This window comes from Actinoplanes nipponensis, from assembly GCF_016862275.1.
Taxonomy (GTDB): Bacteria; Actinomycetota; Actinomycetes; order Mycobacteriales; family Micromonosporaceae; genus Actinoplanes; species Actinoplanes nipponensis.
Map to the genome: position 1 here is coordinate 23665 of NZ_BOMQ01000036.1, position 20809 is coordinate 44473.

Here is a 20809-nt window from a genome sequence, read left to right on the forward strand (position 1 = left end):
AGACCAGGACTGAGACCACGGACCCTTTGTGCCAGACGAGGATCTTGAGACCCCGACTACCAGGCCAGACCGTCATCTATATGAGCTGGTCGAGAGCGCGTCGCGGCGCGAGCGACGGCGCAGGCGGGGTCGCCCTTAACCAGACGTGCTGGGGGTTTGACATGCAGCATTGTCCCGACGACAGCGTTTCATACCTAGGTTCAAGATCATTGCTACAAGCGGCCAGTGAGCGATTAGGCTCCGAGGCATGGGCCATAGGTGGGGTCGCCCGGCTTTCGCTCGAGCGACCCCGACGGCGCCTCTTCGGTCGTCAACGCTTCCAGACGTTACCGACGACCGAAGGTTCGGAAGAGTATTGCGAGGGCCTGTGCTGTAGCGGCGAGGCCCTCGTAATGCTTGTACGAGCAGTACACGGAAGCCACATCCATCGCGATCGCTGCCTTGCCCCATGGGTCCCATGGCGGTCCCGGCTGACCTTGCTGGCTGCGTTCCGGCTCATCTTCCGATCTTGGTTGGCTGCGCGGCATGTCGTCCCCGGTGCTGTGGTCCTTCCGTACGAAGGGCCGGATGGCCACCCCATGTGCTTCGGTAAGCACGCGCGAACCCACCAAAGTTGATCGGGACCTCAACGGCGATGGGGAGTCGACCGCTCAGCTGATCAAATCCTACGGAAGCCGGACCTTGCCCCAGCGGAAAAGCACCAAATTCTCTACCCCAAAACTGTTGCCTATTCCGTGGGGTGATTGATCGCCTACACAGCGTGAAGACATCGCTTTTGTGGACCCGATTTAGGATGGATAAAGATCCGTTCCTTTAGTTCCTTTTATGTACAAAGCACGAGCTGAAAGACGAGGTCAGCGGGCTCGTAGCCGTGACGTTGCACCGGCCCGGCCCGGCCCGGCCGGAGTTGGCCTGGCTGACCCCGCGCAACAACGACTCCCTGCTGTTCGACGGCCGCCACCATCTCGCTGACAGTGACCGGCTTGGGCGAGGCTGCGGGTTGTCCCTGCCAGCCACTCTCCGTGCACCAGGGTCAGCCGTCGTCGCTGTTGCAGGGCTTGCGCAATCGACGCTTCGGAGTCTCGCGCGATGTAGGGGGCGGGACGGGGATCGTTGACTACCGCGCGGGTCGGCCAGGCGCGCGCCCCGCTGCGCATCGCCCTAGAAGATCAACGGACGCAAGCGGTTCATCGTCACCGACACGGCCGGCCTGCTGATCACCGCCTGCGTTCTGGCCGCCTCGTGGCAAGACCGTGACGGCGGAAAGTCCGCCCTGCTCGGCATGTATCTGACCAGTCCGGTCCGGCGTGTCTTCGCAGACCAAGGCTTCGCCGGCCGGTTCGTCGACTGGGCCCACGACACGCTCAAGACCACCGTCGAGATCGTGCGTAAACCCCCGACCAGCGCGGCTTCGCCGTGCACCCGGGCCGCTGGGTGGTGGAGAGGACCCTGGCCTGGCTCACCGCGCACCACCGCCTGGCCCTGATCAACACCTCAAACACTCACTGAGACCAGACAGAGAGACGCCCGGTGACTCGCTTGGAGTCACCGGGCGTCTGCCCTGCTTACTGGCGGTGGTGAAGGGATTTGAACCCTTGGAGGGCTTGCACCCTCACACGCTTTCGAGGCGTGCTCCTTAGGCCGCTCGGACACACCACCGCGCAGTAGATTACCCGATGCCCGGCGGCCCCCGCCGCCGGGTTGCCTTCCGGGGCAAAGCCCGAGGTCGTGCCGTGTGGGTCCGGCCCGCCTGGCAGGATCTCGACCATGAGTGTGCACATCGGCGCGCAGCCGGGCGACATCGCCGAGCGGGTCCTCCTACCGGGTGACCCCATGCGGGCGAAGTGGATCGCCGAGACGTTCCTGCAGGATCCCGTCTGCTATTCGCAGGTGCGGGGCATGCTGGGCTTCACCGGCACCTGGCAGGGCGTGCCCGTCTCCGTCCAGGGTTCCGGCATGGGGATGCCGTCGGCCTCGATCTACACCCACGAGCTGATCAACGACTACGGCGTCCGGTCGCTGATCCGGATCGGGTCCTGCGGGGCCATCATCGACGACCTGAATCTCGGTGACGTCATCGCCGCGATCGGGTCGGCCACCGACTCGAACATGAACCGGATGCGGTTCGACGGGCTGATCGACTATGCCCCGGTCGCGGACTTCTCGCTGCTGCGGACGGCCGCCGACGTCGCCGACCGGCGCGGCATCGCGCTGCGGGTGGGGCCGATCCTGGCCGCGGACGCGTTCTACACCGACCGGCCCGACCTGTACGACTCCCTCGCGGACTACGGCGTGCTCGCCGTCGAGATGGAGTCGGCGGCCATCTACACGATCGCCGCCCGGTACGGCGCCCGGGCGCTGACCATCCTGACCGTCAGCGACCACATCAAGCGCGGCGAGAAGATGGCCGCCGACCAGCGGGAGCAGGGTTTCTCCGACATGGTGCGGATCGGCCTGGACACCGCGATCGCCTGAGCGCCCGCTGAGCCGGCCGCTGGGGCGGTTTCAGGGCCGGAAGAAGTCCCGGAGCAGGGCGGCGCATTCGTCCTCCAGGATGCCCGCGTAGACCTCCGGGCGGTGGTTCAGGCGCCGGTCCCGGACCACGTCCCACAGCGAGCCCACCGCGCCCGTCTTCGGCTCCCAGGCGCCGAAGACGAGCCGGGACACCCGGGCCGACACCAGCGCCCCGGCGCACATCGTGCACGGCTCCAGCGTCACGACCAGGGTGCAGTCGGTCAGCCGCCAGCTGCCGGTGAGGACGGCGGCCCGCCGCAGCGCGATGATCTCCGCGTGCGCGGTCGGGTCGCCGGTCAGCTCGCGCTCGTTGCCGGCCGCGGCCAGCTCCTGGCCGTCCGGGCCGTAGACGACCGCGCCCACCGGCACGTCCTCGGCGGAGGAGGACGCGACCGACAGCGCCCGGCGCATCCAGGTCTCGTGCCGGGGGCGGAGCATCAGACCTCGCGCAGCTCTTCCAGCTCGTCGCCGCAGCCGAGGGTCTGGCAGATCTCGGCGGTCACGTCCGCGGGGAGCATGCCCTCGAGGCCGCACAGCGTCAGCAGCCGGTGCGAGCTGATGCCCAGGTCGGCCAGCAGCTCGACGTCGCCCACCGGGTCGGCGTCGGGGTCGGCGGCCGGCCGGTCCTCCTCCTCCTCGTCCGCGGCGGGACGCGGGGCGGCCAGCTCGTCCAGCTCGAGCGCCGGCGTCTCGACGTCGGCGAGCAGCAGGGCGCCCAGCCGCGACTCGTCGCCGTACGCCGAGTCGGAGCAGAACACCCGCACGTCCTCGACCTCGTCCAGGCGCAGGATCACCAGGTACTGATCGTCGGCCTCGACGAACAACAGCGACAACTCGGCGTCCGGCTCGGCGTCACGTAGCCGGTCCACCACCTCGTCGAGGTCGGCGGCGCCGGTGAGCTCGAGCTCGGATGCCGTCCAGCCGTTCTTGCCCCGAGCGACGGCGGCAGCGAAAGTCGACACGAATCCCCCCACGGAACTGTGGTCCTCAGCGCCTGACGGTAGCCGGTGACGCGGCGCGGGGGCCGCGCCACGCCCCGAAAGGGCGACCTCAGTTGGCGTGGCGGCGGCGATTCGCGATCAGCTCGCGGAGCCGGGCGCCGCGCAGTCGCTGCGGCTGGCTGTGCTCGCGGGCGGATTTGGCGTCCGCCAGAGCGGCCAGCAGCTCCAGTCGGCGACGGCGACGATCGGGGTCGAGCCGCTGCGGTACGTGGGCCATGAGGCCGAGCGTGCCCAGCCGCACGACGTTCGTCAAGGCCGAGTGCGCTGCGCCACCAAAGGGGCACGTTTCGTCGCTGACAACAGGGTGCAGAGCTGGACAATCACCACAGCGGCCAGTCGTTCGTGGAGATCCAGCGCACCGCCACGAAACCGGCGGCCGTCGATAGACCGATGCCGGCCGTGAGGGCCACGCCGGTGGCCACGCCGCGGTCGCCGAGCAGGGCCAGCACGGTGGCCACGGCCCAGGCCGAGACGGCCGCGGTGAGCGTCCACCACGCGTAGCCGGCGAGGTCCCGGCCGAGGCTGCCGAACAGGGCGAACCACACCAGGGTGGCGCCGACGCCGGAGAGCAGCGGCGCGACGGTGATGGGGTGCGGCTCCCGGTAGACCGGCCGCGGGGGCAGGCCGACGGGCGTGGCGGGCCGGTCGGGCAGCCAGCCGGCGGGCGGGTGGGCCGCCGCGGACCAGGCTCCGTGCTGTTCGGCCATGTCGCCTCCCTCTCCGGCTCATCGACCGTCCGGGCCAGCCTATCCACCGGCGGCGGGTAAGCGGGGATGGATGGCTTCTGCCAGGATGGCCGGGTGCTTTCCCTGCGTACCCTCTCGGTTCTGACCGTTGCGGCGTTCTCGCTCGCCGCCTGCGGCTCGTCCGGCGATGCGCCCGCGGCGACCGTGACGCCGCAGTTCGTGGAGCCGTCGCAGACGGCGCTGCCCGCGCCGGGCGGGGCCACTCCGGAGAAGGCCCCCGCGGGCACGGTGACGTCCTCGCCGACGCCCACCAAGGCGCCCCGCACGGCGGCGGCCGGCCCGGTGAAGTACGTCTTCCCGGTCAAGGCGTCCAACGTGGCGTTCCACCCGACCCACGCGAAGTATCCGGCGACCGACATCTTCGCCGACTGCGGCGAGTCGGTGGTGGCGACCACCGACGGCGTCGTGCTCGAGGTGAGCCGCCAGGACCGGTACGTCAAGGGCGCCCCGGACGGCCCGCTGAACGGCGGCTTGTCGGTGTCCATCCTCGGCGACGACGGGGTGCGCTACTACGGCTCGCACCTCAGCAGGATCCAGAGCGGGATCAAGGCGGGTGTCCGGGTCAAGGCCGGTCAGCTGCTCGGCCGGGTGGGCCACACCGGCAACGCCAACGGCGTCTGCCACCTGCACTACGGCATCTCACCGCCGTGCGCCCGGACCGGCGACTGGAAGGTCCGCCGCGGCGTGATCTGGCCGGCCACGTTCCTCACGTCGTGGCGGGCGAAGGGCAACAAGAGCCCGGTCGCCACGGTCGCGAAGTGGAAGAAGGCGCACGACTGCAAGGCCTGACGGCACAGGGCCGCATCCCTCGCCCAAGGGATGCGGCCCTGCCGTGCGGGTAAGGTTCCGTGGGCCGGCCGCGCTCAGCCGAACTGCGCGTAGCGCTTCTGGGCCCGGCCGCCGATCGTGGTGAAGGCGCCCCCGACGGCGATCGCCCCGAGGCTGGGGCGCACGGCCATGGTGAGCACGCCGACCACGCCGTTGGCGTCGGCGCTCCAGTCGAGCAGGTGGCCGTCGCCGGTGGCCAGCGCGGCCATCTTGACCCGGTCGTCGGAGCCGTCGAGGCAGGTGCCCTGGATTCCGGTACGGGCCGTCCGGCACGCCCGGTCGAAGTGGCCCCCGACGTAGACGGAGTCGCCGAGCACGCCGATCGCCTGGGCGTTGCCGTCGAACGTCGCCGTCCACCGCTTGGCCCCGGACAGGCTGTAGGAGCTGGCCGCTCCGCCCTGGCCGCCGTGCGCGGTGTAGACGCCGGTCGAGGTGACGGCGATGGCGAAGGTGACCACCGGCGGCCGCGGCTTGAAGCCGGTGACGATCGCGGCCGAGGACGGATTCAGCGCGACCAGCCGGTCGTACCCGCCGGTGCGGTTGACCTTGTGGAACTTGCCGCCGGCGTAGATCCGGCCGCCGCCGGCCGCCAGCGCCTCGACCTGGTCGTCCACGGCCGGCTTCCACCGGGTGTCGAGCGCGCCGCTGGTCAGGTTGAAGGCGGCCAGCCGGGTGCGGGTCGACCCGTCCACCCGGGTGATCGCGCCGCCCAGGTAGAGCCGGCCACCGGCGGCCGCCAGCGCGTACGGGCGGCCCTCGATGCTGTGCTTGAAGGTGCTGGAGAGCGCGCCGCTGCGCCCGTCGAGCCGGGCCAGGCTGTCGCGCCGCTGGCCGGCGACGGTGCCGAAGTCCCCGGCGATGTAGACGGAGGTGCCGCTGGTGGCGATCGCCTTGACCCGGCCGTCGGCGACGGGCGCCCAGGGCAGCAGTTCGCCGGTGAGGGCGTTGATCGCCGCCAGCCGGCTGCGCGCGACCGCCTTGCCGTTGACCACGGCGGCGGTGAAGTCGCCGCCGACATAGACAGTGCTGCCGGCGTAGGCCACCGACAGCACGGTGCCGTTGAAGCTCGGGGCGGTCTCCGGTGTCTGCGACGGCGCCGCCTGGGCCGGCGCGGCGAGCATGGTGAGGGTCGTGCCCACCACACCGAGAAAGGCCAGTTTGTCCATGTACGTCACTTGATCACCGTAACGGCGGCGGTTGCCCCGGCTATGTGGCAAAACGGACCAAAACCACAGGGCCGTACGGCTGATGTCCCCACGTGTGCGAGAGTCTGCCGCGTGAACGTCGCAGTCATCGGCCTCGGACTCATCGGCGGCTCGCTCCTGCGGGCCCTGGCCGCCCACGGGCACCGGGTGACCGGCTACGACGCCGACCCGCACACCCGGGACGCGGCCCGCGCTCTGGCCGAGGGCGCCGGGCTGCCCCGCTCCGCCGACCCGCGGACCCGCGCCGTCGAGGTCACCGGCGGCTGGGCGGTGGCCGAGAGCGTCCCGGCCGCGGCCGCCGGCGCCGACCTGGTCGTGCTGGCCGTGCCGCTGCCGGCGATCCCGGTCGTGCTGGCCGGGCTGGCCGGCCACCCCGGCCTCATCACCGACGTCACCTCGGTCCAGGGGCCCGTACGCGAGCTGCTGCGCGGGCGCCGGTTCGTCGGCGGGCACCCGATGGCCGGCAAGGAGTCGTCCGGCTTCCTCGCCTCCGACCCGTCCCTGTTCGACGGCTGCGCCTGGGTGCTCTGCCTGGAGGAGGAGACCGACCTGGCGGACTGGCTGGCGCTGGCCGGCCTCTGCACGGCGCTGGGCGCCCGGGTCGTGCCGGTCACCGCGGCCGAGCACGACCGTACGGTCGCCGGGATCAGCCACGTGCCGCATCTGCTGGCCGCCGCGCTGAGCACCGTGCTGGCCGGCAACCCGCTGGCCGGCACGCTGGCCGCCGGATCGTTCCGGGACGGCACCCGGGTGGCCGGCACCCGTCCCGAGCTGATCGCGGCGATGTGCGGCGGCAACGCCCCGGCGGTCCGGGAGGTGCTGGCCGGGATCCGGGCCGAGCTGGACGCCTACGCCGGGGACCTGGCCGCCGAGGACCCGATTGCCCTGCTCACCGAGCGGCTGCGGGAGCCCAGCGACCTGCGCCGGGCCTGGCCGCCGGGGCCGGGCGAGCCGAGCGGGGTGCCGGCCGAGCGCGGCGAGCTGCTGCGGCTGGGCCGGGCCGGCGGCTGGGTCACGGCGGTACGGGACGGCGAAGTCGTGGCAATGCGGCCAGGAACTGACCGGAATGGTTCCTAGGCTGAGCCGGTAACCCCGGGAACCACGGACAGGAGACAGTCATGCCAGGTCAGGTCGGTGCCATCGGCGACGAGCGGGAGGGCCTGCTCGCCTACCTCGCCCAGATGCGGTACGTCCTCAAGCTGACGGCGTACGGGCTCGACGCCCGGCAGGTGCGGGCCGCGCCCACGGCCAGCCCGCTCACCGTCGGCGGCTTGATCAAGCATTGCGCGCACACCGAGGAGGGCTGGATCGACACCGTCCGCCGCGAGCCGCGCGAGGTCGACCACCAGGCGTACGCCGACAACTTCGCCCTGCGCGACGACGAGACGATCGAGGACGTGATCGCGTACTACGACCGGGTCGCCGCCCGGACCGAGAAGACCGTCGCGGGGATCGCCGACCTGAACCAGGACGTGCCGGTCGACCACTCGGCGCCGTGGAACCCGCCGGACCTGGACAACTGGTCGGTGCGCTGGGTGCTGCTGCACCTCATCCAGGAGACGGCCCGGCACGCGGGGCACGCCGACATCATCCGCGAGGCGGTCGACGGCGCGACCGCGTACCCGCTGATGGCCGCCGCCGAGGGCTGGCCGGAGTCGCCCTGGATGAAGCCCTGGAAGCCGGGCGCCTAGAGCTTCTCGCCGCGGTCGAGGCGGATCACCCGGCGGTCCGTCACGATCGCGGTGACCAGGTCGTGCGGCGTGACGTCGAAGGCCGGGTTGACCGCCGCGGCGTACCCGGTGACCTCGGCCGCGCCCCGGTCCTCGATCTCCACCGCGGCGCCGTCCGGGGTCTGCGGATCCACTGTCGACTCGGGCGCGACCACGACGAACGGCAACCCGGCCCGGCGGGCGCCGAGCGCGTGCGCGTAGCTGCCGACCTTGTTGACCACGTCGCCGTTGGCGCAGATCCGGTCGGCGCCCAGGATCACCGCGTCGGCCTCGCCGCGGGCCAGCAGGAAGGGCCCGGCCGAGTCGACCGCGACCCGGAACTCGATGCCGGCCTCCCGCAGCTCCCAGGCGGTCAGCCGGGCGCCCTGCAGCAGCGGCCGGGTCTCGCTGGCGATCACCCCGGCCAGCGCGCCCCGGCGGTGCAGCTCGGTGACGACGCCGAGGGCGGTGCCGCCGGTCACCGCGGCCAGACCGCCGGTGTTGCAGTGGGTCAGCACCCGCGGCCGCGGGCCGCACAGCTCGACCATCAGGTCGGCGCCCAGGGTCGCCATCGCGGCGGAGGCCGCGATCTCCTCGTCGCGCACCGCGCAAGCCTCGGCCAGCACGGCCTCCGGACCGGCGGCCAGCCGGGCGGCGGCCCGCTGGGCGCCGCGCCCGAGGTTCACGGCAGTCGGCCGGGCCCGCTCGACCAGCTGTACGGCGTCAGCCAGCGCCCGCTCGTCACCGGCGAACTGCCGCGCCGCCAGGGCCACCCCGAACGCCCCGGCCACCCCGAGGGCCGGGGCCCCGCGTACGGCCAGCGACCGGATCGCCGCGACCAGCTCGGCGACCGTGGCGAGCCGCAGCATGCGCACCTCGCCCGGCAGCGCCGTCTGGTCGATGATCTCGATGGCGCCGTCCACCCAGTCGATCGTCCGCATGCCGCGGAGCCTAATCGCCCGGTCAGACCACCGAACGCTCGGCGATCCGGTCCAGCACGCCGAGCAGGGCGTCGCGGCTCTCGCCGAGTTGCTCGCCGGTCCACCGCTCCTCGAGGGTGACCGTCGCGCCGTCGTGCGTCCGCAGCTCCGCCCGCACCGGGGTGCGCTTGGTGACGGTGGCCGCGGCGATCTCCTCGTACGGCAGGAAGCGGAACCGGGTGGCCAGCTCCTCGACCGGCCCGGACCTCAGCAGCGCGCGCAGCCGGTCCTTGCCGTTGTCCGTCGACTTCGGCCCGGGCACGAACACCAGGCCGCGGTCCAGCAGCACCAGGTCGGTGTGCAGGCCGTCGATCTTGAGGTTGGCCATCGCGCCGACGACGTCGGAGCCGCTCGCGGTGGCCCGGCGCTCGACGATGGCCGCCGCCTCGACCCGGATGCCGGCCGCCGCGAGCGCGGCGCGGGCCTCCTCCAGGGTGTCCGGCGAGACCGCCAGCGCGGCGATCGGGGCGAAGTCGAGCTCGGCCCCGGCCGCGTCGGTCAGCGTGACCGGCCCGGTCCACGAGTGCCGCCAGTACGCCACGCCGGAGCGGATCGCGGCCAGCGTGAACAGCAGATCCATCGGGCCGGCGAACTTGGCCGCGGCCTCCTTGCGGGTGGCGTCCGGGTGGAACTCCGCGGCCAGCTCGCCGAGCCGGCCGGCGGCGACCAGGTCGAACAGGGTGCCCAGCCCGGGATCGGCGACGCCGGTGAGCCGGCCCAGGGACCGGAACACCCGGTCGGCGTTGCGCTGCAGGTTCGCGGTGGCCGCGGCGGCGGTGAACTGGGGCCAGGGCAGCACCTGGCGGTTGCCGACGTCGACCACCGCCTGCTGCAGGGCGAAACCGGCGGTCGCGATCGACGGCACCAGCATCGCGGCCGGCCGGCCGTCGACCGGGCGCGCGGTGCGCGGGGCGGTCCGCATCACGGCGATCCGCTCGGCGTTCGACGGGTGCGTGTCCCAGCGCGAGCGGTGCTCCTCGGGCTCGTCGTCGCGCAGCTTGGCCAGCTCCTCGTGCCGGGCCTTGACCAGCTGGCCGAAGCCGCCGAAGAAGTCGTCCGGGGCGTACCCGGCCTCCCAGCCCCAGGAGACGTACCGGCCGAAGTAGAAGTCCCAGGCCGCGTCGATGATCGGCAGCTCGCGCAGCGCCGAGACGGCCACGTCGGGGCCGGCCACCCGCACCGAGGCCCGGTCGGCGTCCAGCTCCTGGCGGCGCGACGCCGCGTTGTCGACCAGCAGGTAGAGCCGGGCGTACCCGCGGAAGGTCCAGCCCACCGGGTTCCAGGGGCCGATCCGGCCGATGGTGTGCCCGATCGCGAGCCGGCCCCGGTACGCGACCGCGCCCAGCCGGGTGTGCTGGCCGGAGTAGTGCCCGAGCTCGTGCGCGACGACCGAGCGCAGCTGGTCGACGCTGAGCGCCTGGAGCAGCGGCATGCCCAGGTAGAGCCGGCGCCGGCCGCCGATCAGGCCGAGCAGCCTGGTGTCCTCGCTGACCGCCGCGTTGACCTCGGGCACCAGCCGGATCTCGTCGGGCGTGCGGGTGCCGACCTCGGTGGCCAGGTGCTGCACCAGGCCCCAGAGCTCGGGGGCGTCGTGCGGCGCGACGATCAGGCCGTGCAGCGGCTCGGGCCGGGTGCGGATCGCCCGCCAGAGGCCGACGAACGTCGCGCCCACGGCGACGAGCAGCGGAAAGCCGAGTTTGATGCCGGCGCCCAGGTGTCCCTCGACCGCGATCCAGACCACCAGCGCGAGGACGAGCGCGGCCTGGATCAGGGCGATGACATAGAAGCCGAGCAGCATGAGTACGGACGCGGCAGCGCGCAGCATGGTGTTCCTCCCCCGTGGCACCGTCCGGCCACACCGGACGGCGCAGGGAAGATACCGACCTCGATCTCCACCGGCAACCCCCTTCCTCGCCGGGCCGGCGCGCGTCTACCATCCCGTCCGGACCTGGGGAGGAATGACAGTCATGTGGCCGTTCAAGCGGGCCGGCGCGACGGCCGCCGTGATCGATCCCTGTCTCGGCGACGAGACCGCCCGGCGGCTGCTGGAGGCGGCCGGCCGCGGCGACTGGCACGCGGTCGGCACCCTGCTGGCCCCGGTCGAGGACCAGGACCTGCGCGCCTTCTACGTGGGCGTGCTGGCCGACCGCCGCGGGCCGCAGCCGTGGCTCGGCCAGTGGCTGGACGCCGAGCCGCAGTCGGCCCTGCCGCACCTGGTCAAGGGCGCGCACGCGATCCAGTGGGCGTGGGAGGCGCGCGGCAACGGCACGGCGAGCACGGTCTCCGAGGCGCAGTTCGCCGCCTTCTTCCACCGGCTCAAGATCGCCGAGGACAGCCTGGACGAGGCGGTGAGCCGCGATCCCGACGACGCCACCGCCTGGGCGGAGCTGATCACCACCGCGATCGGCCGCCAGCTCGGGACGGCGGAGGCGGAGCGGCGCTTCAAGGAGGTCGTCGCCCGGCACCGCTGGCACCGGTCCGCCCACGCCCGGATGCTCCAGCAGAAGTGCGCGAAGTGGGGCGGCAGCGACGAGCTGGCGCTGGCGTTCGCCCGCGACACCGTCGAGCAGATGCCGGCCGGCTGCACCCTGGGCTCGATGGTGGCGGTGGCGCACTTCGAGGCGGCGCTGCAGGCGGACGGCAGAACCGAGGACTACCTGGCCCGGCCCGAGGTGCTCGCCGAGGTCCACGCCGCGGCCGACAAGTCGGTACGGCACCCGCAGTTCCGGCGCATCCCCGGCCACCAGACGGCCGACGGCTGGTTCGCCCTGGTCTTCCTCCTGGCCGGCGAGCACGCGGCGGCGGCCGAGCGCTTCGACGCCATCGGGGACCGGCCGACCGAGCTGCCCTGGGGCTACTACCGCGACGCGGGCCGGGCGTACGCGCAGCACCGCGCGAAGGCCTATCGGGCGGCCGGTCGCGGCTGAGGCCCTTACCCTGACGCCATGGCATCTCGTGATCCGGTCGCTGACCTGCGGCGCATCGCCTTTCTGCTGGAACGGGCCAACGAGGCGACGTACCGGGTCCGGGCGTTCCGGTCCGCGGCGGCGACGGTCGCCGCCCTGGGTCCGGCCGAGCTCGCCGAGCGCGCGGCCGCCGGCACCCTGGCCGAGCTGTCCGGGGTCGGCGACGTGACCGCCCGCTGCGTCACCGAGTCGCTGGCCGGCGAGGAGCCCGTCTACCTGCGGCGGCTGGCCGCCACCGAGGGCACGGATCTGCAGGGCGCCGCGGCGGTGCTGCGTGCGGCGCTGCGCGGGGACTGCCACGCGCACTCGGACTGGTCCGACGGCGGCTCGCCGATCGAGGAGATGGCGCTGGCCGCGGTCGAGATCGGCCACGAGTACCTGGTGCTCACCGACCACTCGCCGCGGCTGACGGTGGCCCGCGGGCTCACCGCGGCGCGGCTGCGCCGGCAGCTCGACCACGTGGCCAAGGTGAACGACGCCCTGCCGGAGGGCTTCCGCATCCTCACCGGCATCGAGGTGGACATCCTGGCCGACGGCTCGCTGGACCAGGAGGACGAGCTGCTGGCCCGGCTCGACGTGGTGGTCGGGTCGGTGCACAGCAACCTGCGCGACGACTCGGCCCGGATGACCCGCCGGATGCTGGCCGCGATCGAGAACCCGCACCTGGACATCCTCGGGCACCTGACCGGCCGCAAGGTCGCGGCGGCCGGCGCCGGCGACAAGGCGCACCGCGGCGGGCGGACCCGGCCGCCCAGCGACTTCGACCTGACCAGGGTGCTCGCGGCCTGCGTCGAGCACGGCAAGGCGGTGGAGATCAACTGTCGGCCGGACCGGCTCGACCCGCCGAAACGCATGCTCACCGTCGCGGTGGAGGCGGGCTGCCTGTTCAGCATCGACACCGACGCGCACGCGCCGGGTCAGCTCGACTGGCAGCGGTACGGCTGCGAGCGGGCGGCGCTGTGCGGCGTACCAGTGGACCGGGTGGTGAATTCCTGGCCGGCCGACCGCCTGCTGGCGTGGACCTCGGGTCACTCGGGCGGGAATTAGGGGCCGCACGCCGCCGGTGGCTCCCGTAGGGTCGGCCCGTGGGACAGATTGACGACCTCGCGAACCGTTACGTCGACGAGTGGGCTCCGCTCAACCCGACCGGCGCCACCTTCATCGGCGTCCCCGGCCACGACCGGGAGCTGGACGACCTGTCGCCGGAGGGCTTCGCGGCCCAGGCCGAGCTGACCCGGCGCACCCTGGCCGAGCTCGACCCGCTCGATCCGGGGTCGGAGTCCGAGCACGTCGCCAAGGACGCCATGCAGGAGCGCCTCGGCCTGGAGCTGGCCCGCCTCGACTCCGGCGACGTGGCCAGCGGCCTGAACGTCATCGCCAGCCCGCTGCACGGGCTGCGGATGGTCTTCGACCTGATGCCGACCCAGGGCGAGGAGGCGGTGGCCGACATCTCGGCCCGCCTCGCCGGCTTCCCGCGGGCCCTGGAGCAGTACAGGCGGACCCTGCTCGAGGAGGCCGCGCGCGGCAACGTCAGCGCCCGCGTGCAGATGGTCGAGGTCGCCGAGCAGTGCGACGCCTGGACGGATCCGGCCCGCGACAACTTCTTCCACCGGCTGGCCGACGGCCTGGGCGCCGAGGGCACCCTCGGGGCCGAGCTGCGGCGCAACGCCGCTGCCGCCACCGCCGCCACGGCCGGCTTCGGTGCGTTCCTGCGCGGCGAGCTGGCCCCGCTGGGCCGGGAGAAGCAGGCCGCCGGCCCGGAGCTGTACGCCCGCGCGTCGCAGTACTTCCTCGGCGCCCGGGTGGACCAGCAGGAGACGTACGAGTGGGGCTTCGCCGAACTGGCCCGCCTGGAGCAGGAGATGCGGGTCGTCGCGGCCGAGATCGCCGGGCCCGGGGCGAGCGTCGACGAGGCCGTCGCCCGGCTCGACGCCGACCCGGCCCGCCGCATCGCCGGCAAGGAGGCCTTCCGCGACTGGATGCAGGCGCTGGCCGACAAGGCGGTGTCGGAGCTCGACGGCACCCACTTCGACATCCCGGCGCCGGTCCGGACCATCGAGTGCTGCCTGGCGCCGACCAGCGACGGCGGCATCTACTACACCGCGCCGAGCGAGGACTTCAGCCGCCCGGGCCGGATGTGGTGGGCCGTGCCGGAGGGGCAGAAGCAGTTCTCCACGTGGCGGGAGGTGACCACGGTCTACCACGAGGGCGTACCGGGTCATTACCTGCAGATCGGTCAGACGATCTACCGGGCCGAGCTGCTCAACCGCTGGCAGCGGCTGCTCTGCTTCTGCTCCGGGCACAGCGAGGGCTGGGCCCTGTACGCCGAGCGGCTGATGGACGACCTCGGCTACCTGAGCGACCCGGGCGACCGGCTGGGCATGCTGGACGGCCAGGCGCTGCGGGCCAGCCGGGTGATCGTGGACATCGGCATGCACCTGGAGCTGCAGATCCCCCGCGACAACCCGTTCGGCTTCCACCCCGGCGAGCGCTGGACGCCCGAGCTGGGCTGGGAGTTCCTGCGGGCGCACACGCGGATGAACGACGAGGTGCTGCGCTTCGAGTGGAAGCGTTACCTGGGCTGGCCGGGCCAGGCGCCGTCGTACAAGGTCGGCGAGCGGATCTGGTTGCAGGCGCGGGCGGACGCCCAGGCCCGCCGGGGCGGGGACTTCGACCTGAAGGTCTTCCACCGGCAGGCGCTCGATCTGGGCGCCCTGGGCCTGGACCCGCTCCGGAAGGCGCTCGACCGGCTCTAGTTTCTCGATCTCCCCCTGCCAGAACAGCCCGCCCGGCGATCCGCCGGGCGGGTTTTCTCAGCGAATCGTCCGCATCGCGAGACGGACAGCGTGTCCGTCTCACTACTTTGCGTGAGATTTTAGCGCTACGTAATGTGTTCGTTACCAAACGGAGACAGTTCGGGCGGGTGCCATCCGCCTCCATTGTGGAACGCTTTCGAGGGTGCCGGCCGCGCGCTGAACGACCCCCGCAAGCCCGTTCCGCGCGCGCCCGGCAATGCTCCCCGAGCATCGTTCTCTATCCGTCCCGGCGCTGGCCGCGGCCGGTTTCCGCGACGCGGTACAACCAGCGCGCCCCCCGGGCGTATCCCCCGATCAGCCGAGCCAACTCTGACCCTTGGAAAGGGGTCTCATGATTATTTCTCGGATAGATTGACCCGGATCGGTGCGCCCGCTTGGCTACGGAGGGTAGCCGCCAAAACGGTCTATCGCGGATGCATGGCGGAGGAATGGGCAATGTCAGTCTCGGTGGACAACCGGCGAACCCGTGCGCGCTCAGCGCTCGCGGCTGTTTTGACGGTCTTGATTCTTGTCCCGGCGGCGATCCTGTTCGCCAGCGTCTGGGGCACCATCTCGGACAAGCGCGACAGCACGCAGCGGGAGAAGCAGGGCGTGGAGTACATCTCCTCGCTGGCGCCCCTGGTGAGCGCGCTGGCCGAGGCACAGTCCTCGGCCCTGGCCGGCGTCGCCGCCGCGCCGGGCTCGCTGACGGCCGCGGTCAACGGCGTCGCCGCCGTCGATCAGCGCCTCGGCGACGAGCTGAACACGCGTGAGCGCTGGACCGGCCTCAACCAGAAGATCGACCAGCTCGGCAAGGTGACCGGCGACCCGGTGGCGGTGTTCCAGGCCCACGCCGAGGTCACCGACCTGGCCCTGGCCCTCTACGACGCCGTCCGCGACAACTCCGAGCTGGTCCGCGACCCGGACAACGACATCTCGCACCTGCAGCAGGCGGTCGCCGCCGACCTGCCCGAGTCGGTCGTCCAGGTCAGCCGCATGGGCGACCTGGCCCAGCAGGTGGCCAGCGGCGACGCGAAGACCAAGGCGCAGCTCGCCCCGCAGTTCGGCGCCGCCGTCGAGCAGGTGAACTCCTCGGTGAGCGAGCTGACCGACAACCTGCAGGCCGCCGTCGACGACACCGGCAGCGTGACGCTGAGCGGCAACCTGGTCAACGGCCTGGACTCGTTCCGCCGCGGGGTGGAATCGCTGACCCGCGGCGCCAACCTGGGCGGCGCCCCGAACACCGCCACCATGGCGACCGCGCAGAGCCAGCTGCAGACCTCGCTGTCGAACCTCTCCGGCATCGTGACCCGGGAGATGACGGTCCTGCTGGACGACCGGCTCGACAGCCTCGACACCGACGCGATCGTGGCGCTCGCCTCCGCCGCCGCGGCCGTCCTGCTCGTCGCCACCGCCATGGTGCTGCCGCTGACCGGCACGGGCCGACGCATCTTCACCCCGGTTCCGGGCGCGGGCCCCCGCGACCTCGACCCGGGCCCGGCCGGCGCCGACCCCGGCCGCCCCGACGCCGGCCATCGCGCGCCGGCGTACGGCGAGACCAACCCGACACGGCGGGAGCGATCCGGTGCTCTTCGGTAGATTCCGCATCCTCGGCAAGCTGACGCTGCTCGTCCTGGTTCCGCTGCTCGGGGTCGTCGTGCTCGCCGTCCCGATCGTCGGCAACCGCATCGACGTCGCCCGGCGGGCCCAGGACACCGCCGACACCACGCTGCTGGCCACCCGGGTCGGCTCGGCCCTCCAGGAGCTGTCGGAGGAGCGGCTGCTCTCGGTCGGCTACCTGTTCGGCCTGGTGGACAAGCCGCAGCTGGTGGTGCAGAGCGCCGAGGCGACCGACCGCATCCTCGGCCTCAAGAACCTCGACGACCAGCCGCTCACCCCCGAGCTGACCAACGCCGTCGACGACGTGCGCAAGCTCGAGACCACCCGGGCCAACGTGCTCAACCGCAGCATCCGGCCGGACCTGATCGTCTCCGAGTTCACCGCCGTGATCTCCCCGATCATCGACGCGCTGGGCCTGCAGAAGGCCGCCGACCTCACCACCTCCACCGGTCGCCAGGTCTTCGCCCTGGACCAGGCGCTGCGCAGCGACGACCTGATCAGCCAGGCGTCCAGCCAGCTGACCAGCGCCGTGGCCACCCAGAACGCCGGCCTCATCAACCTGTTCTCGTCCACGCTGCTGCAGCTGCAGTTCATCATCGGTGGCGCGCAGGCCTACTTCACCACGGACCAGTACAAGCTCTACCTGGGCGCCCAGGTGGCGTTCTCGGCCCGCGTGGGTGACCAGTTCTTCGCCCGGGCCGCCACGGACCCCGCCTCGGCGGTCAAGCTGCTCAAGCCGGCCACCCTGTTCCCCTCGCTGGCCTCCGTCATCGTGCTCGGTGGCTTCGTGGAGAAGCGGATCGCCGCGGACGTGGACGCCGCGGTGGCCGACGACCGGCGGGAAGCGCTGCGCACTGCCGCGCTGGTCGGCGGCGGCGCCGTGCTGCTGCTGCTCGTCGTGGTCGCCCTGTCCCTGCTGATGGCCCGCGCGGTCGCCCGGCCGCTGCGCCGCCTCACCGTCTCGGCCGGCCGGATCGCCCGCGCCGCCGAGGCCGAGCTCGAACGGGTCGCCGACGACGACGCGGAGGTGGCCCGGCCGATCCGGCTGGACGCCGTCGACGTGCAGGCCCAGGACGAGATCGGCGACCTGGCCCGCGCCTTCGACCGGGTCCAGAACACCGCGGCCCGGCTGGTGGAACGGCAGGTGCTCGGCCGCCGCAACGTCGCGCAGATGTTCGGCCACGTCGGCCGCCGTACCCAGAACCTGGTCGGCCGCCAGCTCGCCCTGATCGACAACCTGGAGCGCCGGGAGACCGACAGCGACCGCCTGCGCGAGCTGTACCGGCTCGACCACATGTCCAGCCGCCTCCGCCGGAACGCGAGCAGCCTGGTGGTGCTCTCCGGCGCCGTCGGCGCGAACGACCACATGGCCCCGCTGGCCCTCTCCGACGTCGTGCGGCTCGCCCTCGGTGAGATCGAGGACTACACCCGCGTCGACGTCGAGGTGCCCGAGGAGATCGTGGTCGTGCCGGCCGTGCTGGCCGACCTGACCCTGCTGCTCGCCGAGCTGATGGAGAACGCGACGTCGTTCTCGCCGCCGCACACCCGGGTCACCGTTACCGCCGCGGAGCTGCGCGGCGGCGCCCGGCTCGCGATCGTCGACCGCGGCCTGGGCCTGTCGCCGGAACGCCTCGCCGAGGAGAACGCCCGGCTGACCCGCCGCGAGCGGCTCGACCTGGCGCCCAGTGAGGTGCTCGGCCTGTTCGTGGTCGGTCGCCTCGCCCGCCGGCACGGCATCGAGGTGACGCTCACCGACACCCCCGAGGGCGGCATCACCGCCTGGATCGACCTGAGCCCGGCCCACCTGGTGGCGCCCCGCGAGGCCATGCCGGCGATGCAGCCGATCCACGCCACGGTGCCCAGCCACCACACCGAGTTCGCGCCGCTGATCGCCGGCACGTCCGGCCGGTCGGTGCCCGGCAGCGCCCAGCCGTTCGACGCGAACGTGCTGCACCGGGCGACCAAGACCCTGGAGGCGGGCCGCTCCTGGAACGCGTTCGCCCCGATCCGCGCCGGCGTCCCGGCGCTGGAGGCGGCGCCGAGCAGCCACCCCGGGCAGCCCGTACGCCACCCGGCCTACGACGCCGGCACACCGGTCGCCGGCCGCTTCCCGGCGACCCCGGCCGAACTGCCCTCGGCCGGCCGGTACGTCGAGCCGGAGCCGCCCATGGTGGTGGAGGGCCCGATCGTCATGTCGGCGCCGGCGGACGCCATCCAGCTCCCCCGGCAGCGCACCGAGGCGGAGGCGTACCACCGCCCCGAGCCGGCCGCGTACCAGCAGCCGCCGGCCCAGAACCACCAGCCGGGCCAGTACCAGCCGGCCCAGCCCGCTCCCCCGGTGCCGCAGCAGCGCACCGGCCCGGAGTCGCGCAACGGCGCCCCCGTCGCCCCGCTGCGCCGCCGCGTGCCGGGCAACCAGCTCCCGGTCGAGACCGGGCCGAAGCTGCCCGCCGCGCCGCCCACCTCGGACGACGCGCTCGCGGCCCGGGATGCGTTCGAAGCCTTCGAGGCCGGGGTGTCCCGCGCCCAGTGGGACGTCATCGAGCAGGACATGTCCTCGCCGCCGGCCGCCGGCCACCCGCCGCTGATGCGCCGGGTACCGGGGGCGACGCTCCCGGTCGGCGACCCACCCATGAACCCGGTGCCCGCCGCCTCGCCGGCCCAGCCGCTCGACCCCGAGGCGGCCCGGGCATCGATGGAACAGTTCGAGTTCGGCGTCGCCCGAGCACTGCACGAAACCCAGCCGCAACCAGAGGGACAACCGCGATGACTTCCCCCTACTCCACCGAAACCGGCAACGGTCGCGACTACGCGCACTCCCAGCTGAGTGCCGAGGCGAAGACCTTCAACTGGCTGCTGGACTCCTTCACGTCCGGCACCGCGGGAGTCGTCGAAGCGATCGCCGTCTCCTCCGACGGTCTGCTGATGGCCATGTCCGCGATCAAGGACCGGCCCAACGCCGAACGGCTGGCGGCGGTCGTCTCGGGCCTGACCAGCCTGGCCGGCGGCGCCGCGAGCTGGTACGCGCTGGGCAGCCTCAACCGCGTCATCATCGACATGGCCGACGGCTACCTGCTGGTCACCGCGATCAGCGCCGGCTCGGTGCTGGGCGTCATCGCCGACCGCACCGCCAACCTGGGCACCTTGGCCTACGAGATGACGCTGTTCGCCACCCGGGCCGGCGGCGCGCTCAGCCCCCGACTCATCGCTGAATTGAAGAACGCCGTCCAGCAATGACGCACCCGGCCGACCCCGACGACCCGGCACACCCGGCGGCGCCGAGTGTCCGGCCGTTCCTGCGCAACTCGGGTCCCGGCGCGCGGTACCAACCGGCACCGCCGTCGGCGCCCGCACCCGGGCCCCCACCCGGTGAGCAGACCACGTCGCTGCGCCCGTTCGTCCTCACGTCCGGGCGCGTCGACGGTCTCGACCCCTCCATCGGGCTGGAGACCCAGGTCAGCTCGCACCCGGGCGCGCTGTCCGCGCGCCTGTCGCCCGAGCAGCGGGCGATCGTGCACCTCTGCGGCGAACCGCTGTCGGTGGCGGAGATCTCCGCCCGGCTCCGGATGCACCTCGGCGTCACCCGGATTCTCGTCGGCGACCTGAGGGCCGCCGGACATCTTGACGTTCACGTGTTGGAGAACGACTTCCCCGACCCCGAGACCATCATGCGAGTGATCCGTGGACTTCGATCCATATCCTGACAGCCGCATCGTCGGCACGGCCCGCGTCCCGAACGGGCCGCAGCGGACCGCACCCCCGGTGCCGGTCAAAATCATCGTGGCCGGCGGCTTCGGCGTGGGCAAGACGACGACCGTGGGCGCCATCTCCGAGATCTCGCCGCTGACCACCGAGGCGGAGATGACCATGGAGGGCGTCGGGGTGGACGACCCGGGCCAGGCGTCCGGCAAGACCACCACGACCATCGCCATGGACTTCGGCTGTGTGACCATCGACCAGACGCTGAAGCTGTACCTGTTCGGCACGCCCGGGCAGACGCGTTTCGCGTTCATGTGGGACGACCTCGTCCGCGGGGCGCTCGGGGCGCTCGTGGTGGTCGATACGACCCGGATCGATGACTGTTATCCCGCGGTGGACTATTTCGAGCGGGCCGGGCTTCCGTTCGTGGTGGGCGTCAACACGTTCAACGGGCAGCTGGGCTACAACCTCGACGAGGTCCGCTGGGCCCTCGCGGTCCGCGAGGACGTGCCGATCGTCCAGTTCGACGCCCGTTTCCGGGGGTCGGTGCGCGATGCTCTGCTCGTGGTGCTGGACCAGGCGCTCGACAAAGCCATGAAGATGAGGTCGTCGTAAGGTATCGGGTTTGCAGGGGTTTTCCGCTGCGGGTCGGCTCAGTGTGCGCCGCGTCGCTTCGTAGCCGGTTCCCAAACCTTGCTCCGAGCGGGCACAGTATTACCGGCGACGGCAAGTGACGGGAGGACGGT

19 protein-coding genes, 1 tRNA gene and 1 pseudogene are annotated in these 20809 nt (G+C 72.5%); 13 read left to right on the top strand and 8 right to left on the bottom strand.

The genetic code is table 11. The features are described from left to right. Nucleotides 1-1165 precede the first annotated feature (1165 nt). Nucleotides 1166-1491, top strand: a pseudogene (locus Ani05nite_RS41045) (transposase); the annotation flags it as partial. A 78-nt stretch (nucleotides 1492-1569) separates the two neighbouring features. Here the strand turns inward: Ani05nite_RS41045 and Ani05nite_RS15225 are convergent. Then, nucleotides 1570-1659, bottom strand: a tRNA-Ser gene (locus tag Ani05nite_RS15225). A gap of 108 nt (nucleotides 1660-1767) precedes the next feature. Between Ani05nite_RS15225 and deoD the strand changes: the two genes are divergently transcribed. After that, the gene (gene deoD / locus Ani05nite_RS15230) at nucleotides 1768-2475 is read left to right on the top strand and encodes a purine-nucleoside phosphorylase (RefSeq protein ID WP_203768895.1); all 708 of its coding nucleotides are present in this window, start codon (nucleotides 1768-1770) and stop codon (nucleotides 2473-2475) included. Nucleotides 2476-2505: 30 nt separating this feature from the next. Here deoD and tadA read toward each other — a convergent pair whose 3' ends face one another. The 4 genes from tadA to Ani05nite_RS15250 form a co-directional block, all read right to left on the bottom strand. Continuing rightward, on the bottom strand, nucleotides 2506-2952 hold the full coding sequence (gene tadA, locus Ani05nite_RS15235; protein ID WP_203768896.1) for a tRNA adenosine(34) deaminase TadA: 447 nt from the start codon (nucleotides 2950-2952) through the stop codon (nucleotides 2506-2508). Beyond that, on the bottom strand, nucleotides 2952-3476 hold the full coding sequence (locus Ani05nite_RS15240) for a tRNA adenosine deaminase-associated protein (protein ID WP_203768897.1): 525 nt from the start codon (nucleotides 3474-3476) through the stop codon (nucleotides 2952-2954). The genes tadA and Ani05nite_RS15240 overlap by 1 nt, the downstream gene beginning before the upstream one ends. 88 nt (nucleotides 3477-3564) lie before the next feature. Beyond that, on the bottom strand, nucleotides 3565-3768 hold the full coding sequence (locus Ani05nite_RS15245) for a hypothetical protein (RefSeq protein WP_203769167.1): 204 nt from the start codon (nucleotides 3766-3768) through the stop codon (nucleotides 3565-3567). Nucleotides 3769-3835: 67 nt separating this feature from the next. After that, the gene (locus Ani05nite_RS15250; RefSeq protein WP_239129994.1) at nucleotides 3836-4222 is read right to left on the bottom strand and encodes a hypothetical protein; all 387 of its coding nucleotides are present in this window, start codon (nucleotides 4220-4222) and stop codon (nucleotides 3836-3838) included. Nucleotides 4223-4288: 66 nt separating this feature from the next. Here Ani05nite_RS15250 and Ani05nite_RS15255 point away from each other — a divergent pair, with 66 nt between their 5' ends. After that, nucleotides 4289-5050, top strand: coding sequence for a M23 family metallopeptidase (locus Ani05nite_RS15255; protein ID WP_203768898.1), 762 nt, complete (start codon nucleotides 4289-4291; stop codon nucleotides 5048-5050). Nucleotides 5051-5124: 74 nt separating this feature from the next. Here the strand turns inward: Ani05nite_RS15255 and Ani05nite_RS15260 are convergent, their stop codons facing one another. Further along, a complete protein-coding gene (locus Ani05nite_RS15260) occupies nucleotides 5125-6255 on the bottom strand; it encodes a hypothetical protein (RefSeq protein ID WP_203769144.1) in 1131 nt (376 codons plus the stop codon). A 111-nt stretch (nucleotides 6256-6366) separates the two neighbouring features. Here Ani05nite_RS15260 and Ani05nite_RS15265 point away from each other — a divergent pair, with 111 nt between their 5' ends. Then, nucleotides 6367-7371, top strand: coding sequence for a prephenate dehydrogenase (locus Ani05nite_RS15265; protein ID WP_203768899.1), 1005 nt, complete (start codon nucleotides 6367-6369; stop codon nucleotides 7369-7371). A gap of 41 nt (nucleotides 7372-7412) precedes the next feature. Beyond that, complete coding sequence (locus Ani05nite_RS15270) at nucleotides 7413-7985, top strand: DinB family protein (protein WP_203768900.1); 573 nt, start codon at nucleotides 7413-7415, stop codon at nucleotides 7983-7985. Here Ani05nite_RS15270 and mtnA read toward each other — a convergent pair. Together mtnA and Ani05nite_RS15280 are read right to left on the bottom strand one after the other, a co-directional pair. Continuing rightward, nucleotides 7982-8944, bottom strand: a complete 963-nt coding sequence (gene mtnA, locus Ani05nite_RS15275; RefSeq protein WP_203768901.1) for an S-methyl-5-thioribose-1-phosphate isomerase — start codon at nucleotides 8942-8944, stop codon at nucleotides 7982-7984. The genes Ani05nite_RS15270 and mtnA overlap by 4 nt on opposite strands. Nucleotides 8945-8966: 22 nt before the next feature. Then, nucleotides 8967-10808 carry a M48 family metallopeptidase gene (locus Ani05nite_RS15280; protein ID WP_203768903.1) on the bottom strand — a complete coding sequence of 614 codons (1842 nt, stop codon included), beginning with the start codon at nucleotides 10806-10808 and terminating at the stop codon, nucleotides 8967-8969. Nucleotides 10809-10941: 133 nt separating this feature from the next. Between Ani05nite_RS15280 and Ani05nite_RS15285 the strand changes: the two genes are divergently transcribed. The 8 genes from Ani05nite_RS15285 to Ani05nite_RS15320 all read left to right on the top strand — a co-directional run bounded on the left by Ani05nite_RS15285 (nucleotide 10942) and on the right by Ani05nite_RS15320 (nucleotide 20678). After that, entirely contained in the window at nucleotides 10942-11910 is a 969-nt protein-coding gene (locus Ani05nite_RS15285) for a DUF4034 domain-containing protein (RefSeq protein WP_203768904.1), read from the top strand. Between the two features lie 18 nt (nucleotides 11911-11928). Then, nucleotides 11929-12996 (top strand): PHP domain-containing protein, encoded by a 1068-nt coding sequence (locus tag Ani05nite_RS15290; RefSeq protein ID WP_203768905.1) that lies wholly within the window; start codon nucleotides 11929-11931, stop codon nucleotides 12994-12996. 38 nt (nucleotides 12997-13034) lie between these two features. Beyond that, nucleotides 13035-14705: a DUF885 domain-containing protein gene (locus Ani05nite_RS15295; protein WP_203768906.1), complete on the top strand. Its 1671-nt coding sequence runs from the start codon at nucleotides 13035-13037 to the stop codon at nucleotides 14703-14705. 561 nt (nucleotides 14706-15266) lie between these two features. After that, nucleotides 15267-16343, top strand: a complete 1077-nt coding sequence (locus Ani05nite_RS15300) for a hypothetical protein (protein WP_239129997.1) — start codon at nucleotides 15267-15269, stop codon at nucleotides 16341-16343. After that, nucleotides 16330-19134 (top strand): sensor histidine kinase, encoded by a 2805-nt coding sequence (locus tag Ani05nite_RS15305; protein ID WP_203768907.1) that lies wholly within the window; start codon nucleotides 16330-16332, stop codon nucleotides 19132-19134. The genes Ani05nite_RS15300 and Ani05nite_RS15305 overlap by 14 nt, the downstream gene beginning before the upstream one ends. Further along, nucleotides 19131-19601, top strand: coding sequence for a roadblock/LC7 domain-containing protein (locus Ani05nite_RS15310; protein WP_203768908.1), 471 nt, complete (start codon nucleotides 19131-19133; stop codon nucleotides 19599-19601). Before Ani05nite_RS15305 ends, Ani05nite_RS15310 begins: the two co-directional genes overlap by 4 nt. Continuing rightward, complete coding sequence (locus tag Ani05nite_RS15315; RefSeq protein WP_203768910.1) at nucleotides 19598-20068, top strand: DUF742 domain-containing protein; 471 nt, start codon at nucleotides 19598-19600, stop codon at nucleotides 20066-20068. The genes Ani05nite_RS15310 and Ani05nite_RS15315 overlap by 4 nt, the downstream gene beginning before the upstream one ends. After that, entirely contained in the window at nucleotides 20046-20678 is a 633-nt protein-coding gene (locus Ani05nite_RS15320) for a GTP-binding protein (protein ID WP_203768912.1), read from the top strand. Before Ani05nite_RS15315 ends, Ani05nite_RS15320 begins: the two co-directional genes overlap by 23 nt. The last annotated feature ends 131 nt before the right edge of the window (nucleotides 20679-20809 follow it).

What these genes read in the sequence shown, in the direction of transcription:
- deoD (WP_203768895.1), top strand. Translation starts at nt 1,768, where the DNA reads ATGAGTGTGCACATCGGCGCGCAGCCGGGCGACATCGCCGAGCGGGTC.
- tadA (WP_203768896.1), bottom strand. Translation starts at nt 2,952, where the DNA reads ATGCTCCGCCCCCGGCACGAGACCTGGATGCGCCGGGCGCTGTCGGTC.
- Ani05nite_RS15250 (WP_239129994.1), bottom strand. Translation starts at nt 4,222, where the DNA reads ATGGCCGAACAGCACGGAGCCTGGTCCGCGGCGGCCCACCCGCCCGCC.
- Ani05nite_RS15255 (WP_203768898.1), top strand. Translation starts at nt 4,289, where the DNA reads ATGGATGGCTTCTGCCAGGATGGCCGGGTGCTTTCCCTGCGTACCCTC.
- Ani05nite_RS15260 (WP_203769144.1), bottom strand. Translation starts at nt 6,255, where the DNA reads ATGGACAAACTGGCCTTTCTCGGTGTGGTGGGCACGACCCTCACCATG.
- Ani05nite_RS15270 (WP_203768900.1), top strand. Translation starts at nt 7,413, where the DNA reads ATGCCAGGTCAGGTCGGTGCCATCGGCGACGAGCGGGAGGGCCTGCTC.
- mtnA (WP_203768901.1), bottom strand. Translation starts at nt 8,944, where the DNA reads ATGCGGACGATCGACTGGGTGGACGGCGCCATCGAGATCATCGACCAG.
- Ani05nite_RS15280 (WP_203768903.1), bottom strand. Translation starts at nt 10,808, where the DNA reads ATGCTGCGCGCTGCCGCGTCCGTACTCATGCTGCTCGGCTTCTATGTC.
- Ani05nite_RS15285 (WP_203768904.1), top strand. Translation starts at nt 10,942, where the DNA reads ATGACAGTCATGTGGCCGTTCAAGCGGGCCGGCGCGACGGCCGCCGTG.
- Ani05nite_RS15290 (WP_203768905.1), top strand. Translation starts at nt 11,929, where the DNA reads ATGGCATCTCGTGATCCGGTCGCTGACCTGCGGCGCATCGCCTTTCTG.
- Ani05nite_RS15310 (WP_203768908.1), top strand. Translation starts at nt 19,131, where the DNA reads ATGACTTCCCCCTACTCCACCGAAACCGGCAACGGTCGCGACTACGCG.
- Ani05nite_RS15315 (WP_203768910.1), top strand. Translation starts at nt 19,598, where the DNA reads ATGACGCACCCGGCCGACCCCGACGACCCGGCACACCCGGCGGCGCCG.